The organism is Aristophania sp. ESL1142 (assembly GCF_058107345.1).
Map to the genome: position 1 here is coordinate 552,730 of NZ_JBYLUH010000001.1, position 17,787 is coordinate 570,516.

Annotated in this window: 18 protein-coding genes and 1 tRNA gene; 9 read left to right on the plus strand and 10 right to left on the minus strand. The window is 48.4% G+C overall.

Features of this window, described 5'->3' with window-relative positions; all coding sequences use genetic code 11:
* Nucleotides 1–9 precede the first annotated feature (9 nt).
* The 4 genes from gcvH to AC3B6P_RS02475 all read left to right on the plus strand — a co-directional run bounded on the left by gcvH (nucleotide 10) and on the right by AC3B6P_RS02475 (nucleotide 4,683).
* Nucleotides 10–369 (plus strand): glycine cleavage system protein GcvH, encoded by a 360-nt coding sequence (gcvH, locus tag AC3B6P_RS02460; protein WP_489804566.1) that lies wholly within the window; start codon nucleotides 10–12, stop codon nucleotides 367–369.
* A 42-nt stretch (nucleotides 370–411) separates the two neighbouring features.
* A complete protein-coding gene (gene gcvP / locus AC3B6P_RS02465; protein WP_489804567.1) occupies nucleotides 412–3,285 on the plus strand; it encodes an aminomethyl-transferring glycine dehydrogenase in 2,874 nt (957 codons plus the stop codon).
* Between the two features lie 117 nt (nucleotides 3,286–3,402).
* Nucleotides 3,403–3,699 (plus strand): putative quinol monooxygenase, encoded by a 297-nt coding sequence (locus AC3B6P_RS02470; protein WP_489804568.1) that lies wholly within the window; start codon nucleotides 3,403–3,405, stop codon nucleotides 3,697–3,699.
* A 24-nt stretch (nucleotides 3,700–3,723) separates the two neighbouring features.
* Entirely contained in the window at nucleotides 3,724–4,683 is a 960-nt protein-coding gene (locus tag AC3B6P_RS02475; protein WP_489804569.1) for an ROK family protein, read from the plus strand.
* 98 nt (nucleotides 4,684–4,781) lie between these two features.
* Here AC3B6P_RS02475 and glnA read toward each other — a convergent pair whose 3' ends face one another.
* Nucleotides 4,782–6,236, minus strand: coding sequence for a type I glutamate--ammonia ligase (gene glnA, locus AC3B6P_RS02480; protein WP_489804570.1), 1,455 nt, complete (start codon nucleotides 6,234–6,236; stop codon nucleotides 4,782–4,784).
* Nucleotides 6,237–6,393: 157 nt separating this feature from the next.
* Between glnA and AC3B6P_RS02485 the strand changes: the two genes are divergently transcribed.
* The gene (locus tag AC3B6P_RS02485) at nucleotides 6,394–7,881 is read left to right on the plus strand and encodes a TldD/PmbA family protein (RefSeq protein ID WP_489804571.1); all 1,488 of its coding nucleotides are present in this window, start codon (nucleotides 6,394–6,396) and stop codon (nucleotides 7,879–7,881) included.
* Between the two features lie 65 nt (nucleotides 7,882–7,946).
* Nucleotides 7,947–8,936: a hypothetical protein gene (locus AC3B6P_RS02490; protein WP_489804572.1), complete on the plus strand. Its 990-nt coding sequence runs from the start codon at nucleotides 7,947–7,949 to the stop codon at nucleotides 8,934–8,936.
* A gap of 92 nt (nucleotides 8,937–9,028) precedes the next feature.
* On the opposite strand, the gene AC3B6P_RS02495 is transcribed toward AC3B6P_RS02490, so the two are convergent.
* The gene (locus AC3B6P_RS02495; RefSeq protein ID WP_489804573.1) at nucleotides 9,029–9,313 is read right to left on the minus strand and encodes a YggT family protein; all 285 of its coding nucleotides are present in this window, start codon (nucleotides 9,311–9,313) and stop codon (nucleotides 9,029–9,031) included.
* Between the two features lie 172 nt (nucleotides 9,314–9,485).
* Between AC3B6P_RS02495 and AC3B6P_RS02500 the strand changes: the two genes are divergently transcribed.
* Nucleotides 9,486–9,561, plus strand: a tRNA-Ala gene (locus AC3B6P_RS02500).
* A 13-nt stretch (nucleotides 9,562–9,574) separates the two neighbouring features.
* Here AC3B6P_RS02500 and AC3B6P_RS02505 read toward each other — a convergent pair.
* From AC3B6P_RS02505 to AC3B6P_RS02540, 8 genes are all read right to left on the minus strand, one after another.
* On the minus strand, nucleotides 9,575–11,254 hold the full coding sequence (locus AC3B6P_RS02505) for an ArnT family glycosyltransferase (RefSeq protein WP_489804574.1): 1,680 nt from the start codon (nucleotides 11,252–11,254) through the stop codon (nucleotides 9,575–9,577).
* Nucleotides 11,255–11,280: 26 nt separating this feature from the next.
* Nucleotides 11,281–12,021, minus strand: coding sequence for a glycosyltransferase family 2 protein (locus AC3B6P_RS02510; protein WP_489804575.1), 741 nt, complete (start codon nucleotides 12,019–12,021; stop codon nucleotides 11,281–11,283).
* Nucleotides 12,022–12,045: 24 nt separating this feature from the next.
* On the minus strand, nucleotides 12,046–12,549 hold the full coding sequence (locus tag AC3B6P_RS02515; RefSeq protein WP_489804576.1) for a F0F1 ATP synthase subunit B family protein: 504 nt from the start codon (nucleotides 12,547–12,549) through the stop codon (nucleotides 12,046–12,048).
* A 2-nt stretch (nucleotides 12,550–12,551) separates the two neighbouring features.
* Complete coding sequence (locus AC3B6P_RS02520; protein WP_489804577.1) at nucleotides 12,552–13,121, minus strand: F0F1 ATP synthase subunit B family protein; 570 nt, start codon at nucleotides 13,119–13,121, stop codon at nucleotides 12,552–12,554.
* A gap of 11 nt (nucleotides 13,122–13,132) precedes the next feature.
* Nucleotides 13,133–13,357 carry an ATP synthase subunit C family protein gene (locus tag AC3B6P_RS02525; RefSeq protein ID WP_160618014.1) on the minus strand — a complete coding sequence of 75 codons (225 nt, stop codon included), beginning with the start codon at nucleotides 13,355–13,357 and terminating at the stop codon, nucleotides 13,133–13,135.
* Between the two features lie 59 nt (nucleotides 13,358–13,416).
* Entirely contained in the window at nucleotides 13,417–14,166 is a 750-nt protein-coding gene (locus AC3B6P_RS02530) for a F0F1 ATP synthase subunit A (RefSeq protein ID WP_489804578.1), read from the minus strand.
* Nucleotides 14,159–14,506 carry an AtpZ/AtpI family protein gene (locus tag AC3B6P_RS02535; RefSeq protein WP_489804579.1) on the minus strand — a complete coding sequence of 116 codons (348 nt, stop codon included), beginning with the start codon at nucleotides 14,504–14,506 and terminating at the stop codon, nucleotides 14,159–14,161. The genes AC3B6P_RS02530 and AC3B6P_RS02535 overlap by 8 nt, the downstream gene beginning before the upstream one ends.
* Before the next feature lie 157 nt (nucleotides 14,507–14,663).
* Nucleotides 14,664–16,166 carry a TSCPD domain-containing protein gene (locus AC3B6P_RS02540; RefSeq protein WP_489804580.1) on the minus strand — a complete coding sequence of 501 codons (1,503 nt, stop codon included), beginning with the start codon at nucleotides 16,164–16,166 and terminating at the stop codon, nucleotides 14,664–14,666.
* A gap of 288 nt (nucleotides 16,167–16,454) precedes the next feature.
* On the opposite strand from AC3B6P_RS02540, the gene mlaD reads away from it, so the two are divergent.
* Complete coding sequence (gene mlaD, locus AC3B6P_RS02545) at nucleotides 16,455–16,997, plus strand: outer membrane lipid asymmetry maintenance protein MlaD (protein ID WP_489804581.1); 543 nt, start codon at nucleotides 16,455–16,457, stop codon at nucleotides 16,995–16,997.
* An 87-nt stretch (nucleotides 16,998–17,084) separates the two neighbouring features.
* Nucleotides 17,085–17,753, plus strand: a complete 669-nt coding sequence (locus AC3B6P_RS02550) for a DUF2155 domain-containing protein (protein WP_489804582.1) — start codon at nucleotides 17,085–17,087, stop codon at nucleotides 17,751–17,753.
* Nucleotides 17,754–17,787 lie beyond the last annotated feature (34 nt).

The window sequence follows — 17,787 nt, forward strand, 5'->3', positions numbered from 1 at the left end:
TTCGTTCAAATGACAACTTACTATACAGAAACTCATGAATGGGTCCGCGTTGACGGTAATATCGCGGTTGTTGGAATCACAGCTCATGCTGCTGAAGAGCTGGGCGAGCTGGTTTTCGCTGAAGGCAAGGATAATGGCACAGAAGTCTCCGTTGGGGATGCGGTTGCCGTAGTTGAGTCAGTCAAGGCTGCTTCTGATATTTATGCACCTCTGAGCGGAACCATTACAGAATTTAACACCCAGCTTTCTGACGACCCGACCCTGATCAATAAAGAGCCTGAGGGACTCGGATGGATCGTAAAGCTTGAGATCTCCAATAAGGACGAACTCTCAAAGCTGCTGTCTGCTGAGCAGTACGCTGCCCTTTAATTTTTAACCGTGCTTCTTTAACTTTTTTGCTGGTAGATTTACATGACCCTGAACTGGCCTGAGCAGAAAGCCCTTTTTAGTCAACGTCACATTGGTCCTCGTGCGCGGGACCAGAAGGCTATGCTCCATAGTCTGGGTTGTGACTCCATGGCGGCACTCATGGAGAAAGTCATACCAGCCTCCATCCGTCCTTCTGCATCTGATAAAGATGCAGAGAGTGGGATTGGGGCAGCTTTGAGTGAGCTGGAGACCCTCCAGAAGCTCAAGCAGATGGCTGATAAAAACAAGGTCATGGTCTCCATGATCGGGCAGGGATATTACGATACCTTCCTGCCGCCGGTCATTTTGCGTAATGTTCTCGAAAATCCAGCCTGGTATACGGCTTATACGCCTTATCAGCCTGAAATCAGTCAGGGACGTCTGGAGGTTCTGCTGAACTTCCAGACCCTTGTCACAGAATTAACGGGTCTGGACATCGCCAATGCTTCCTTGTTGGATGAAGCAACAGCCTGCGCTGAAGCGATGGCGATGGCACGCCGGATCAGCAAAACAAAAACGCAGAATTTCTTTGTGGATCAGGATACACATCCTCAGATCATTGCCGTCATGCAGACAAGAGCGAAGCCGCAGGGCTGGACGCTTGTCATCGGTAATCCGCAGACTGATCTGAATGCCGCAGAAGTCTTCGGTGGACTGTTCTCTTACCCGGCATCTTCGGGTAGCGTTCAGGATCCACAACCATATATTGAAGCCCTGCATCAGGCTGGTGGCGTTGCCTGCCTGACCTGTGACCCTCTTTCTTTAATGCTTCTGAAATCTCCAGGAGCTTTGGGCGCTGATATTGCCGTAGGATCCATGCAGCGTTTTGGTACGCCTATGGGGAATGGTGGGCCTCATGCTGGCTTTATGGCCACAAAGGACGCGCATAAACGCCATATGCCAGGCCGTATCGTTGGAATTTCACGCGATCATCATGGGCAGATGGCCTATCGCCTGTCTTTGCAAACTCGTGAGCAGCATATCCGCCGCGAGAAGGCGACCTCCAACATCTGTACAGCACAGGCTTTGCCAGCCATGATTTCGACGCTTTATGCGCTTTATCATGGTCCTAAAGGGCTGACCGATATTGCTGAGTGCATTCATGGCTATGCACAGATTCTGGCGGCTGGTCTGAAGAAACTGGGTGTTTCTGTTGTGACAGAAGCCTATTTTGACACTATTACGGTTAATGCTGGTGCCAAAGCATCAGATATTCTTCACTCAGCCCGGAATAATGGTATTAATCTGCGCGATCAGGGTAATGGCCTGATTGGCCTTTCATGCGATGAGCTGACAACGCCTGCCATCATAAAGACCTTATGGCGTGTTTTTGGAGCCGATGAAAGCCAGCAGGACGAGTTGGAGCAGACTCTGTCTGTTGCTGAGACTTTGCCTTCCAGCCTGAAGCGTGATCGCGCAGCCTTAACGCACCCAGTTTTCGAAGCCTATCATTCCGAGACGGAAATGATGCGCTATTTGCGTCGTCTGGCTGATAAGGACCTGGCTTTGGACCGTAGCATGATTCCCCTAGGGTCATGCACGATGAAACTCAACCCGACAACGGCCATGGAGCCCATTACCTGGCCGGAATTTGCCCAGATCCACCCTTTTGCTCCTGAAAGCCAGAAAGAAGGCTATGCCGAGCTTTTTGCTCTTCTGGAAAAAGCATTATGCCATATTTCTGGTTATGATGCGGTCTCTCTTCAGCCCAATTCCGGTGCGCAGGGAGAGTTTGCAGGCTTAATGGCAATCCGGGCCTATCATGAAGCCAGAGGTGATAAAGACCGTTCAATCTGCCTGATTCCGGCTTCAGCGCATGGGACAAATCCGGCTTCAGCCCAGATGGCTGGAATGAGCGTTGTCGTCGTGGCCTGTGATGATGCAGGCAATGTGGATGTTGAAGACCTCAAGGTCAAGCTTGCCCGTCATGAGGGGCATGTTGCAGCCATCATGATTACCTATCCTTCGACTCATGGTGTATTTGAAGAGCGGATCACTGAAATCTGTGATCTGGTCCATCAGGCAGGGGGACAGGTTTATCTCGATGGTGCGAATATGAACGCACAGGTCGGACTGGCACGTCCTGGTTGTTATGGTTCAGATGTGTCGCACTTTAACCTGCATAAGACCTTCTGTATTCCACATGGTGGTGGTGGACCCGGCATGGGACCGATTGGTGTCAGAAAGCATCTTGCCCCTTACCTGCCATCAGTCTCTGTCTCTGAAAAGGTCGAACTGATTTCAGCAGCTCCTTATGGTTCTGCATCAGTCCTGCCAATTTCTCTGGCCTATATCCTGATGATGGGTGATGAAGGGTTGCGTCAGGCGTCCGAAATGGCGATTCTGAATGCCAATTATATCGCCAAACGTCTGGAAGGAGCTTACGAGGTGCTTTTCCGTGGCGCTCAGGGCTTCACGGCGCATGAGTGTATTCTTGATATGCGTCCTTTCAAGGACAGTCTCGGCGTTACGATTGATGACTTTGCCAAGCGTCTGATTGATTATGGCTTCCATGCTCCGACCGTCAGCTTCCCTGTACCCGGTACATTGATGATCGAGCCAACGGAATCTGAAAATCTTGCGGAGCTAGACCGTTTCTGTGAAGCAATGCTGGCAATCCGTGAGGAAATTTCGGCTGTTGAGGAAAAGAGTATTGCGATTGAAGAAAGTCCATTGCGTTATGCTCCTCATACAGCACGCGATCTTGTTTCGGATTGGCAACGTCCTTATAGCCGTGAAGAAGGCGTTTTTCCCAAAGCCTTATCGGGTGATAAATATTGGCCACCTGTTGGCCGTATTGATAACGCATGGGGGGATCGTAACCTCATTTGCACATGTCCAGACATGAGCAGTTATGCTGAAGAAGTGAAAAGCTAAGGAAAGTTCTGTTGAGGGAGGGAGGTTTCACACGGAAGTGACTATGTCATAGGCTTGCCTGAAACGATCAGGCAGACCATACAGATAAAGGGTGTATGTTTATGGGTGATAGAAGCGATGAGCAAACCGATTTATCTTAAAGTCATGTTCAGTGTGAAGCCTCAAGACGCCGCAGAGCTTGAACAGGCAATGCTCCGGTGTGTTTCCGGGTCACGGAAAGAAGATGCTTGCGTGGAATATCTTTTTTTCCGTGATTTGGAACATGAGGGTCGTTACTTTAATCAGGAAATATGGGCTTCTCAGGAGGGGTTTGACGCGCATCAGGATGCCCCTTATTTCAAGGAGTTTGCCGCGACTTTAAAAAAACTGGGAGGCGCACTCTCTATTGCTTCAGTCACACCACTAGAACCTTAAGTCTGATGTCAGGTTTTACTCTATATGGCTGATTATCGTCTGGGTGTGGACTTTGGAGGCACCAAGATTGAGGTTCTGGCACTGGATCGTTCCGGTAAAGAGATCTTGCGTGAAAGAGTCCCTGATCCAAATATTTATGAAGAAGCCGTCCTGACCGTCAGAGATCTGGTTGTGCAGACAGAGCAGAAAATTGGCTGTGTTTCCGGTCATTATAACTCTGGCAGGCAGCCAACATCTACCCTTGGGATAGGGATTCCTGGTTCTCTATCGCCTGAAACAGGGCTGGTTCGTAATTCCAACTCCACATGGCTTAATGACAAGCCATTTGGTAGAGATTTAGAGAAAGCATTAGACCGTCCAATTCGTGTTGAGAATGACGCGAATTGCTTTGTCTTATCCGAAGCAGGCGATGGAGCCGGTCAAGGTCATCGTACTGTCTTTGGCATTATTATAGGGACAGGGATGGGCGGTGGCCTGGTAGTGGATTCGCACATTATTTCAGGGAGGCATCATATTGCCGGAGAATGGGGGCATATTCCTCTCCCCTGGATGAGAGAAAAAGACCGTCCTCTTAGAAAATGCTTCTGCGGCAATGAAGGGTGCCAGGAACGGTATCTTTGTGGTCCGGCTCTTGCTTATGACTGGAAAGGCGATTTGGCAGACCGCGCAACGCATGGGATTGAAGAGGCAGCCCGTAACGGTGATGCCAGGGCTGTTCGTGCTCTGGATTTATATATGGACCGTTTTTCACGCGCCTGCGCACAGATTATAAATATCCTTGATCCAGATGTCATCGTTCTTGGGGGAGGTGTTTCCAATTTGGAAATGATTTATGAGCGTGTTCCCCATTTATTGACCCGTAATGTCCTGACCTCTCCCTGTACGACTCCCATTGTGAAAAACCGTCATGGTGATAGTTCCGGTGTGCGGGGAGCGGCCTGGCTGTGGGATATTAATGAAACAGGGGCTGCATCCATTCTGTAAAATGAAATACGTAAAAAAAAGGGCCTTGCCACATTATGGTAAGGCCCTTTTTTATGGACCAGCCTTTATGTAAGAAGACCGGCCCCTGTCCCGATTTATCAGACAGAATAATACATTTCAAACTCAACAGGGTGAGGTGTGTGCTCAAAGCGATACACATCATTCCATTTGAGAGCGATGTAGCTTTCAATTTGGTCTTTCGTGAAAACATTTCCTTCCAGGAGGAAGGCATGGTCAGCTTCCAGAGCCTGAAGCGCCTCGCGCAGAGAGCCAGCAACAGTTGGGATCTTCTTGAGCTCTTCTGGTGGAAGTTCGTACAGGTCCTTATCCATCGCATCGCCAGGATGGATTTTGTTTTTGATCCCATCCAGACCAGCCATCAGCATGGCGCTGAAGGCAAGATAAGGGTTTGCTGTTGGATCAGGGAAGCGGACTTCAACACGTTTTGCCTTAGGCCCTGTTGCGTAAGGAATACGGCAGGAGGCAGAGCGGTTGGCTGCCGAGTAAGCCAGCAGAACAGGTGCTTCAAAGCCTGGGATCAGACGTTTGTAAGAGTTTGTGGAAGGATTGGTGAAGGCATTGAGAGCCTTGGCATGTTTGATGATGCCGCCAATGTAATAAAGAGCTGTCTCAGAGAGATCAGCATAGCCATCGCCTGCAAAGCAGGGTTTCCCATCTTTCCAGATTGACTGGTGCACATGCATGCCCGAACCATTATCACCCATAATGGGTTTTGGCATGAAGGTCGCTGTTTTACCATAGGAATGGGCGACGTTATGTACGCAGTATTTGAAGATCTGCATATAGTCGGCAGATTGTACCAAAGTTGCGAATTTTGTGCCCAGTTCGTGTTGGCTGCGTGCCACTTCATGGTGGTGTTTTTCAATGGGAAGACCCATTTCACCCATGGTTGTCAGCATTTCAGCGCGGAGGTCTGTTTCACTGTCAACCGGAGCGACAGGGAAGTAACCCCCTTTAAGCCCGGGACGGTGCCCCATATTGCCTTCCGGGTATTCTTTCATTGAAGCGCCAGGGCCTTCAATGCTGTCGAGTTGATAGAGTCCGTAATTTTCACCCGTACCGAAACGGACATTATCAAAAATGAAGAATTCAGCTTCGGGACCAAAATAGGCTGTGTCACCAAGTCCACTTTCGGCCAGGTATTTTTCTGCCAGACGTGCTGTGGAGCGTGGGTCACGGTTATAGAAATCCATGGTTCTGGGATCGACGATGTCGCAGATCAGGATAAGCTGGGGACGTGCTGAAAATGGATCCATCACGGCTGTTGTTGGATCAGGCAACAACATCATGTCGGATTCGTTAATGGCTTTCCAACCCTGGATTGAAGATCCATCAAACATAAAGCCATCGACAAAGGTATCTTCTTCGATAGTGACAACTGCTTGAGTCGTGTGGTGCCATTGTCCCTTGGGATCGGTAAAGCGTAGATCGACAAACTCTACGGCATTTTCCTGAATCAGTTCAAAGACACGCTGAACGGCCTTTTTATCAGGAGTAATTTTCTTGAGAGAAGAAGTCGCTGTCTTGGCCATCTTTGTAATGCCTCGTCTGCAATTTAGACTAATATCATAACGATTACGAGATATTCTCAGTGTTGTCGAGTGGTTCTGTAAAGCTTTATGTGAGAGCGTAATTGTAATATTTCTGCAAAATATGGTTCGTTAGCTGGTATCTCGGGGGGGAGAATAGATGATTTTACCGTCTGTTTCTGAAGCGAAAAAAATTTCCGATTCACTTTTTTTTGAGTCTCTGAATAAAGAATGGACTCCAGAAGATATCGAGAAGACTCTGGATCAGGCTCTCAGAGGGGCTGATGATGGGGAGCTTTTTCTTGAGTTTCGGGAAACAGAAGTTCTCGGACTGGAAGAGGGCCTTCTGAGACGCTCAAGTTTCAATCGTTCTTGTGGGTTTGGCCTGCGCGGCATTGTCGGTGAAAAAACGGTTTTCTCCCAGTCTGACCAGTTGGGAATAGCCTCTCTGAACAGAGCTGGAGAAACGCTTGCGTTTCTCGGGCAACAGGGAAGAAAGAATACAGCCTCTTCTCCATCCAGTCAGCAAAGAGAGGAAGTTCTCCCTCTTTATGGGTGCAGCCATCCTCTGGAAGGGAGTGAATTTTCTGATCGTGTGACCCTTCTGAAAGAAATTGACGCCTATGCACGTGCGCTAGACCCTCATGTTGCGCAGGTAAATGTAACCCTGTTTTCAGAGTGGCAGGTGGTCAGGATCGTTAGGCCAGCCTGCCTGACAGAGGGTCAGCCTGCGCATCTTGCTGATATCAGGCCGCTTCTGCGTCTTGATGTAACAGTGATTATCAAAAAAGCAGGGAAGCAGGAGAGTGGTCATTATGGTCAAGGAGGCCGCTATGGCCTGGAGCGTCTCTCACAACCTCATATATGGCAGAAAATGGTGCAGGAAGCATTGCGCCAGGCAGAGGTCAAACTTGAGGCTAAAGCAGCGCCGGCAGGAGAAATGCCGGTAATATTAGGGGCTGGCTGGCCCGGGATTCTCCTTCATGAAGCTGTGGGACATGGATTGGAAGGAGATTTCAACCGTAAGGAAACCTCTGTCTTTACTGGAAAAATTGGTTCGAAAGTTGCAGCATCAGGCGTTACCGTGATTGATGACGGAACAATTGCAGAACGTCGGGGGTCTTTAACGATAGATGATGAAGGAACGCCGACAGGAAGAACTGTTTTAATAGAAAATGGTATTTTGAAATCCTACATACATGACCGATTAAATGCGCGCTTGCTTGGACAAAAAGCAACAGGGAATGGCCGCAGGGAATCCTATGCTCATGCCCCACTACCCCGCATGACAAACACATTAATGGCACCTGGTGAAGCTGATACAGACTCAATGCTTCGTTCCACAGAAAAGGGATTATATGCCGTTAATTTCGGAGGCGGCCAGGTTGATATCACATCAGGCAAGTTTGTTTTTGCCATGTCAGAGGCTTATCTGATTGAAAATGGGCGTATAACCCAGCCTGTAAAAGGTGCCACACTGATTGGTAGTGGTGCTGAGGTTATGCAGAAAATTGAGCTTATTGGACCAGATATGATGCTTGATCCAGGTATTGGAACTTGCGGAAAGGCAGGGCAGGGAGTCCCTGTGGGCGTGGGGCAACCAATGATAAAAGTTTCAGGTTTGACGATTGGGGGTATTGCATCTTAATCCTTTTGATGTCGTAATGGTTGACGTTCATACAATCATCGTCTTTTTGTTTGGGTTGTCAGCCTATGACCAACGCTTTGCGTTTCTCATTTCTCTTTCTCAGCTTTTCCACAGCTGCTCTTTTTGTGACCAATGTCATGGCAGCGGACGTTATTGCCGCTCCAGATACTAAACAGGAAAAGCCATTACCTGAACAATGGTACACAGGATCGCTCTTTTCACCATCACCAGCCCTGCCTGAAGCAGGGATGGCAGCATTTGAACCGTACGTTTCTTCCGGGGTTCCTATGGGAGCCTATAACTCTTCTGGATCTTTGAAAAAAAACAAAGCGCAGACGTCTATTTCACAATATAGCTTGATGAAATATGCCGTCACAAACCACCTGTCTCTCTATCTATTGCCAGATTACAGTTATTCGTGGGGCAATCATGCCAAACATTCAGGGGTGAAGTTTAACGACCTTCCTTTTGAGTTACAGTACCGTTTTACGCCGCATTATTCTCCGTCCTTTACGGTTTTCCTCGGCTTTAATGCGCCGACAGGATCATATACAAATCTTGCCGAGGCCTCTGAGGGTGTAGGGCGCGGGGTATGGAGCATTCGCATGGGTGTACACTCCCAGTTGGTCTATCCTTTTTTTGACCATGCTATGAGAATTCGTCTTTGGGCTGTTGCGAATCAACCTGTGACGCATGCTCATCTCCGTAACATAACCAGCTATGGGACAAGCAAAGGTTTTACTGGCCGTGCCCATGCCGGACAGGCAGGAAATGAGGGTGGGTCCCTTGAGCTTGGAATAACCAAAAAATGGGTTTTTGCGCTCGATCTTTATCATAACTGGTCAGCTTCAGATAAGGTAGAGGGGATGTACCGTCAGACGAAAAAACATTACGTTAATCGCACTGGCTGGAGTGGATTATTTAACGTCGGGCCTGCCATTGAATATAACTGGACGGCCAATATCGGCGGTATTGCAGGTATTATTCTGCCTGTCGCAGGGCATAATGCGTCTCGTACATTACAGGCACAATGTGCCGTGTTCTTCATGTTCTAAAAGAGCATATTGTTCTTTCAGAACTCTGAAATTTATTTTCAGTCGAGGAGAGCCAGTCTTTAAAAGACCGGCTCTTTTTGTTTGTGGATTTCTTATGCTCCCAGAAGCAGTCTGATCAGGCTCTGGAGGATAAAAGGAACCCCATAAGAGATAAATAAGATCAGAATAAGAGGCGATAAATCCACCATACCTGTATCAGGAAGAATATTGCGGATCGGCCTTAATGCAGGCTCGACCAGGCGGGCACATACATTATAGGCGGCGGCAAAGAAGTTTCTCAGACTATCAACCAGCCCAAAGGCGAGAACCATGGAGAGTAGGCAATAGGCCAGGATAATCCATGTATAAATATCACATAATAAGAAGATGATTTTCACTAGTGAAATCATGATTGTTGCGACTGAGCCCACAGGAAACCTCATAACGATTTGGGAGAAGATCATCTTAAACCATAGCAATCATAGAAGACTATATTTGAAATGACTTTAGGAAACAGCCTCTCATAACCTTGACATTCTGATAACCTCATGATGTATCAGAAAAAGCCGTGGGGCTGTAGCTCAGATGGGAGAGCGCCTCGTTCGCAATGAGGAGGTCAGGGGTTCGATCCCCCTCAGCTCCACCATGGTTTTTTCAGTTTAATCTTGTGATGAGATCTGATGATCGGAATCGATACCGACCAGAGTCAGATGTAATGTTTTACCTTTCGAGTAATTTAAACCGGTGATCTTGCCATAAAAGCGGGGTTTGAGGTTTTTCTGTTCAAGTTTATTCAGGAAGTCGGCTTCGTCCTTTTTATCAACGAGGACTAGGTCGCATTTTTGGTGTTGAGTTAGCGAGTCTGCTGCCTGTTCTGGGGGCAAGAGACGCGTTTGCGGTCCCGCCAGAAAGACAAGGCTTGGTTCATTATAGGATGCAGAGATCAGAACACTATCAGGGCAGGGTTTGACCGTGTTGAACATTGAAACGATTTTTGGTGAAAGCTGGATGAGACCTAATTGAGGAATAACAGCCCAGAATAATCCTGCATGTATTAGAATCGCTGCACCAATGCTGCTATAGGCAGCCTGCCTGACATGATTCTTGAAAAGCAGAAATATGGTCAGGACCAGAAGTGGCAGACTTCCTCCCAGCGCAAGTAATGCACGCAGGGAGAGGAGATGCTCAGTCCTGATTAAGAGAATTGTCCCAGCACAGCAGAAAGTGATCCCGACAATAAACCACAGGAAACCATAGAGATTGAAAAAAGCTCTGCACCACCGGTTAAAGCGTTCCTGTTCCCATAAGGTTAGAGAAGCAGCGGTTAAAAGAGCAATAGCGGGGAGAACTGGCAGAATATAATGTGGTAATTTGGTTGCCAGAAGCTCAAAGAAGATCCAGTGAGGGATGATCCAGCACAAGAGAAACATCACACCATGTGTTTTGCGATATTGCCAGAGTGAGGGGATTGCTCTGACGGCAAAAAAGGCACCTGGCCAGAATGTTATGATAAAGAAGGCAAGATAATAACCGGGAGGGAAGCCGTGAGCTTCCTGCCCGTGTATGACTTTCCCCAATAAATTATGTCCGACAGATTTTTCAAAGAAAGTCCCATGGCTGATAGCAGTAATGCCAATACACCAGGGGGCAACAATCGCAAGACTGATGAGCCATCCCCAGCTGGGGCGTAAGGCACGCCATAGGCGAAAGTTTCTTTCCAGAATGGAGAGAAAGAACGGTGTTGCTAAACCAGGGATAAGGATAATAGGCCCTTTGAGCATCAGTCCTGTCCCTAACGTAATCCAATAGCCTATTGTGAGGTATAAGGCAGGTTGCTGGCTTTTATTGAGGGTGACATAGATTCGGGCAAGAAGAGCTTCGCAACAGAGAATATTGAATAATAAAACAGTATCGATTGTAGCCATGCGGCTTTCTGCGACGAAAAGCGTGGAGACCATAAGGAGCAGCGCGCCTAATAGAGCGGTGCTTGTATTAAAGAGAATTGTACCGATCCAGGCTGTTAATGGAACTATAAGGCTTGCTGCAATGAGGCTTGGAATACGGTAGGGCCAGGTTTGGCGTAATACTGAAGGGCCAAATAATTCTTCGGCACTTTTGACGCTGATGGCCTCAAGCCAATAAATCCCTGCTGGTTGGAGGTAGCGTGGTTGGTCCTGAAAGCGGATATCAAGGTAATTATGGGAAAGCACCATTTGCTCGGTTGCTTCCATATAGCGTGCTTCATCGCGATCAAGCGGAGGCAGAGACATGCGTCCAGGCAATGCCAGAAAAAATGTCAGGAGCGCCAGAAGCGCGTAATGACGCACCGTGAGAGTCACAGTTCCTCCTCGTTCAATAGGGAAGGTCAAAATTCTGTAGGGTTATTTATATAATGCGTACGTTTCTGAAGCCACAAGACACCGAGCAGGTCACGCACGCCTATTAGTGCCCGGTTAAGATTCGTATATTTTGAATGACCATGGAGACGGGGGCGATGTTTCACAGTTATACAGTGAAGTGTCGCACCATAGGTCTTCATCAAAGCTGGTAAAAAGCGATGCAGGCCTTCAAACTGTGGAAGAGCAAGAAATATATTGTGGGGGAAGACCTTTAAAGGAGCCCCCGTATCAGGGCAGTCGTCATTGAGGAGGCGACGCCTGAGCGCATTGGCAAAACGTGTTGCCAGCCTTCTGGAAAGAGAATCACGTCTTTTACGGCGGATACCCACGATTAAAGGGGTTTCGCCTTTCTGAGCTGCTTTCAGCGCAGCATCGTAAAGGAGCGGGATAGCAGCAGGATCATCTTGTCCATCGCCATCCATTGTGGCGATCCATGCTGATGACGCATGGGAAATAGCAGTTCTTAAAGAGGCGGATTTTCCAAGACATTCTGGATGGGACAGGATACGCAATTTGGGAATATAGCGCTCTCTAGCTTCCAAAAGACGGTCTAATGTGGCGTCTGTGCTACCATCATTGACAAAGATTATTTCAGTATCGGGAAGAGATAAAAGAGCTTCTTGAAGCTCTTTACAAACAGGAAGGATATTATCGGCCTCATTTAGGACTGTCAGAACGACAGATAAAGAGGGCGATATATCCTTCATAATATCCGGCCTTTTATCAGCCTATCAAGCGGCTTTATTTTGCTTGATCGCTTTTGAGAGGGACGTAAGACCGTTATCAAGTAATTTCGCTGCTAATGCCGGATCCTGTTTAAGAATTTCAGCAATTGCATCGTACGCAGCAGAGAAGGCAATTTCAGACGCCTTATCACGAATATCACGCAAAGCGATATTTTCAGCAGCCTGGATACGTTCCTTGGCAGCTTTTTCGTGACGAGCGACCAGCTCTTCAGATTCACGGGCTGCACGTTCTTTTAAGGAAACAGCTTGCGCTTCTGAGGCTTCTATTAATTGCTGAGCTTCAACGAGTGCCTGTTCACGGTCTCTCGTTGCGTCTTCCAACATCTGTTCTGCTTCCCGACGGAGACGGGCGGCTTCATCAAGATTCTTACGAACCTCATTAGCACGTTCATCAAGACGGGAGACGATGGCCGTCCATAATTTACGGCCAAACAAAACGAAAAACAGAATAAAGGCCAGAGCGGTCCAGAAACGTGGCTCATGAAACATGATCAGGCCTCTTTTTGTTGTGCACGTTGAACAGCTTTCAGCACAACATCCTTTTTGTCCTCACCGATAAGTCTCTGCAGGAGTGAAGAGGTTGTATTGGAAGCAATTTCAGTGAGGGATTCTTCAGCTTTATTATGAGCAGCCCTGATATTGAGTTCAGCTTCGCGGATCTCATTTGTAAGGCGCTCTGTTGTAGCGGCTAGCTGTGCTTCAGTCGCTGCTTTTGCAGTATCCTGAATGGCTTTAATATTTGCCTGGGCATGGTCCATGGCTTTCTGCCGGGCTTCTGCCAGCTCTTGACGAGCCTGATCAGCGGCCTTTTTAGCATTGCGGGCCAGGTCCAGATCATTCTGCACGCGAAGAACACGTGCCTTGATGACCTGTTCAACTTTTGGCAAAGCTGAGCGGCTCAGGACAATATAAAAACCGATAAAAATCACTGCACCCCAGATGACCTGTCCTTGCAAAAGAGGATTCTTGAAGTCAAGCTGGGGCATGCCTGCCGCCAAAGCCCGGCCCGGCAAGGCCGCAAGTGGGGCGGCAGACAGGAGGAAACGAGGCGTCAGGCGCATTTGATCTATCCTCAGACGAAGAGGATGAGGAAGGCAATCAGAAGCGCGAAGAGAGCGATAGCTTCTGTCAGCGCAAATCCAAGCATGCCGAGACCGAAAACATGAGGGCGGGCAGCAGGGTTGCGTGCGATGGAGTTTACGAGCGCAGCGAAGATGTTACCGATGCCGGCGCCAACACCAGCAAGAGCGATGACAGCAAGGCCTGCACCAATATCGCGAGCGGCTTGAACGTCCATGGTATTTTCCTTTACCTTAAATTAGGTCAGAGACAAGAAAGCAGAAAAGAGGAAGTCGCTCAGTGAGCAACTGCCTCGCGAAGGTATATACATGTAAGAATTGCAAAGACGTAAGCCTGCAATAAACCTACAAGTAACTCAAGTGCCGTCAGGGCAATGTTGATTGCTACTGGAGCAATGGCCAAAACATGACCGATAACGCCTAAACCGGCAAGCATGATCGTGAAACTTGCAAATACCTCTAAAAGAACGTGTCCAGCAACCATATTCGCAAAAAGACGGATGGAAAGGCTGACAGGGCGCGAGAGGTAAGAGAGGATCTCAATAGGAATGAGGATGGGGGCGAGCGCCAGAGGAGCGCCCTCAGGCATGAAATGTTTCGCAAAGCCCAGTCCTTGGTACCGTAAAGAGGCCAGAAGAGCCATGATAAAGACTGTCAGGGCCATAGCCAATGTGACAGCAATGTGGCTGGTAAATGTGAACGAGAAAGGAAGGAGACCGAGATAATTTCCTGTCAGGATGAAGAAGAACAAGGCAAAGATGAAGGGAAAAAAGACAGTCCCTTTCTCGCCAATCGTTCCTACTGCCAGGTCATGAATAAATTCATAACTCATCTCGGCGGCTGATTGTAACCGTCCAGGCACAACGGCAGAAGGGCGCATGCCAATATAAAGAAAAGCCAGGACCAGTCCAACGGCAATCAGCATGAACAAAGGGGATTGTGACAGGTGCAAAGTCTTGCCGACTGAACCGAGAATCGGATGTAGTTCAAACTGTCCGAGTGCGTCAATCTTCGATCCGTTAGCCACGCGGGCTTCTCCCGTTTTTCTCGTCCTGTCCATCTTGAACAGGAGCATCAGCAACACGCCAGACATTCCTCATGCCGGCACCAAAACCCAATAAGGCAAAAATCACCAGAAACAACCCTCTATGACCGGTCCATTTATCCAGCCCATAACCGATTCCGACACCAACAAGGATACCGGCAATCATATCACTGGCCACTCTGAACGCCATGCCAAAAGAAGAGTTCGCTTCCTTCTCTTGTGAAACCTTCGCCTTTTTACTGCTCTGAGAAGCAACTTGCTCTTCCAATTGCGAAAGCCTTTTTTCAAGGCTGACACTTTTATCAGAAGATTGATCATCCATGTGGCTGATGCCCCTCAGATACAGACGAAAAGACAAAATCTTCCTCATCCAGAAAGATATCGCCCAATTTCGGTCGTTAGCTAGCCATTGTGACCCCCTTCTGTCAATAATTCTCTGAACAATCTTTTAAAGAAAATGCTTTTGACTGTTTTTGCCTTTAACTGACCAGTCGTAGAGAAGGGGATTTCTTCGGCAATGCTTTATTCATCTCTCTGTTTTGCCCAAATGGAAGAAGCGGGTCTTCAAACTGTTCTTCTGATGAAGTGAGGGGGGCGTCTGACATATGCTTGCCGAGATAGGCTTCTGACAGTGCCCGGAAAGCATAATCTAGCATTGAGGAAGCATAATTGACGGAAGGATCTCCCTCTACCGTACCGCAAGGCCCGAAATGCGTATAGGCAAATTGCTCAATGAAGGTTTCAAGGGGAACGCCGCATTGCAAGCCGATACTGACGGCATGTCCCAGACATTCCATTAGTCCCCGCGCCATAGGGCTTTCGCGTGAAGGGATCAGGTTGAGGGCTCCCAGTGAGCCATCTTCAAACTCCATGGTTCTCATGAAGAGCGGGTGTCCTCCAACGGAGCTTTTCTGGCTGAAGCCCTTCTGTTTTTGCGGCAGGGAACGCCGGACGCCCCGTTCCAAGCGGGAAAGGAGCGTTTCTATCTCCGGTTCCGGGCGTGGGGGAAGATAATCTGCCAGTTTTGATAGGGATTCATGCATTTTAACGAAAGCACGTCCGTCTACCGCAGGGAGTGGATTTTCATTATTAAGAGCCAGCGCTAGCGCTTTTTCAGGCGTTAAGCCACGTGCAGCGAGGCGATGATATGTGGAGATCCTCAAATGACCATTTTCATCTATGGGAGAGAAAATGGGGGCGAGACCACATGATTCGACTCCTAATAACGCGTCTATGGGGCCTGGAACAGAAAACCCAAGCTCAATAGAGGCGAGTCGTTTCGATTGTTGTGGCTCTGCTTGCATTATCAGAGTGGCAATATGCTCAATATATGGGAAAAGCGGCGTTTTCAGAAGGAGTGGGGAGGAAGTAGTGTCTTTTTTTAGAACGAGATTTGCCAGAGCTGTAATTGCCTGTGCGAATTGCCTTCCTTTTTCGCTGTCATAATCCATCCCGGCTGCTGCAAGGCAGGCATCAAGATCAGAAAGCTGAATCAGCCCAGCAGCATTTTCCTCCAGATTTGAGGATTCATATTCGCCAAATAAAGGAAGGTCGCCTGTGCGCTCATTTTGTTGAGCGGCGTGGAGACGTCTCAGACTTCTGCATGCAAGCTCCAGGCAGGCGACAAACTGTTCGGGTGAGAACAGGCCGTCATTTACGAAGCCACTTAACCTGATAACGAATCCGAACTGCTCGTCCGTTCTTCTCTGCCATAGGGCTATATTAGGTGCCATGTGGCGCATGAGAAGCAGACATGACAGACTCCGCCCTACAGAAGAAGGGGCCTGTGTCTCATCTTCAAGAGGTGGCGCTGCATCAATCAGATCTATCCACCGGGCGGCTTCAATCGCCAGGCGAACAGGGCCCCCATTGGCAGAAAGTTGCACAAGAGCTTGGGCAGCACTGTCGTTCCACGCGGAAGGCAGGGTAACAGACCGTAAGGCCTGACTGTCCGGGTCTGAGGGAATGGCGACTGTTCTCATGTGAACGCCGCTCCAGTGAAGATGCGCTTTCATATCAGACAATTTAGGAAGACTATTTTAGCTAGCAAAGAGCGCTCAGGGACTTTCAAGCTCTTTAATAAAGGGGATGATGAGGATAAAGGGGATAACTTTATCGGGGTAGAAAAGTTTCATGCTATAAAAGCCCTGCTTCTGATTCACCGATAGGTTTATGTTATCAGTGATGATGGGGGCATATTTGCCGTAACTGTTTGTGGCAATCGTGATATTTGATAAGAACGAACATCCAGAGCAGATGGAAAGCAATTTATGGATAGCAAGGCTATTGGCGCAGACTTTTTAAGACAACAGGTCAGGCAGACACGTCTGGAACTTTTTGTTGGGCTTTTTGTCGTTGTGTCGTTGGCTATCCTGTTAGTCTTTGCGATTTTGGGCCGCCATCAGGCTTCTGATGGAGGCTATATCCTTCGAGCCAGTTTCTCTCATATTGACGGTGTGGCCGTGGGCTCCGACGTCCGTCTGGCAGGTGTAACAGTGGGGCATGTCACAAAGACAACACTTGATCCAAAGAGCTTTCAGGCCAATGTGGTTTTTTCCGTTGCCTCTGGTATTGAACTTCCGGTTGATAGCGCTGCGATTATCACTTCGGATTCGCTCTTGGGTGGAAAATATATTGCGTTGACACCTGGCGGAGATGATAAGGTTCTCTCTTCTGGTGAAACGATACAGGAAACGCAGGGAGCGATCAGTCTGGAACAGCTTTTAAGCAAATTCATTTTTTCAGTGACGGACTCATTGCAGCAGAAGAACAAAAACCAGGCCACACCTCATTCTGAAAATACGGTTCCATAGTGGCAGAAAAGTTGCCTCGGAGCCGCTGGGAAAGATTTATGAAGATCGCCGAAAATATGCACCATCCCGTTATTTTGGAGCTGTGAGATGACCTGGAAATTCCTGCCTTATAGTATGCTTGTTTTGGGGGGCTTTTTCTTTGGAGTAACACAGCCTGTTTATGGGGCAGAAGGTGTTGCGGCTCCGGCTGTCTATCCGGCAGATAGTTGGGAAGGGTGGTCCAAGGCGACTGTACGTGTCCTTGATCGCCTGGAATCACGGAGTGTTGTTTTGACCCTTTCGGTTGGGGAAGAGCAGCATTATCGTAGTTTGAACCTCAAATTACTGGCGTGTATACAACGTCCACCAACTTTAGCGCCAGAAACGGCTGCTCAACTTCATATGGAAGACAGCAAGGCGAAGGTTCAAGCAATATTTGAAGGATGGCTCTTCGCTAATCAGCCTAGTTTGTCGCTCTATCAGAGTTCCCTTTATAATGTACAAATCATACATTGTAGCGGCGAAAAGGTACCGCCATTGGTAGGGGCATTACCCACGCCTTCCATTCCCCAGATCACATCTTCTGAGCCGGAAAGGCTGGATGCGGATGGTCAGGCTATAAGTGGACAGGGAAGTGTGCCCACTGGAGGAGAACCGACCTCTTTGATCCCGCAGGCTGAACCCCAACCTTCCGTGCCTCCTACTTCACGGCCAGCAGCAACGCTTTCTCCCTCTCCGAGTGGTGCGTTGGCGCCTCCAACGCCTTTATTACCCTGACTTCAGGAGATAACCTGATTTTCAGCCCGTCATG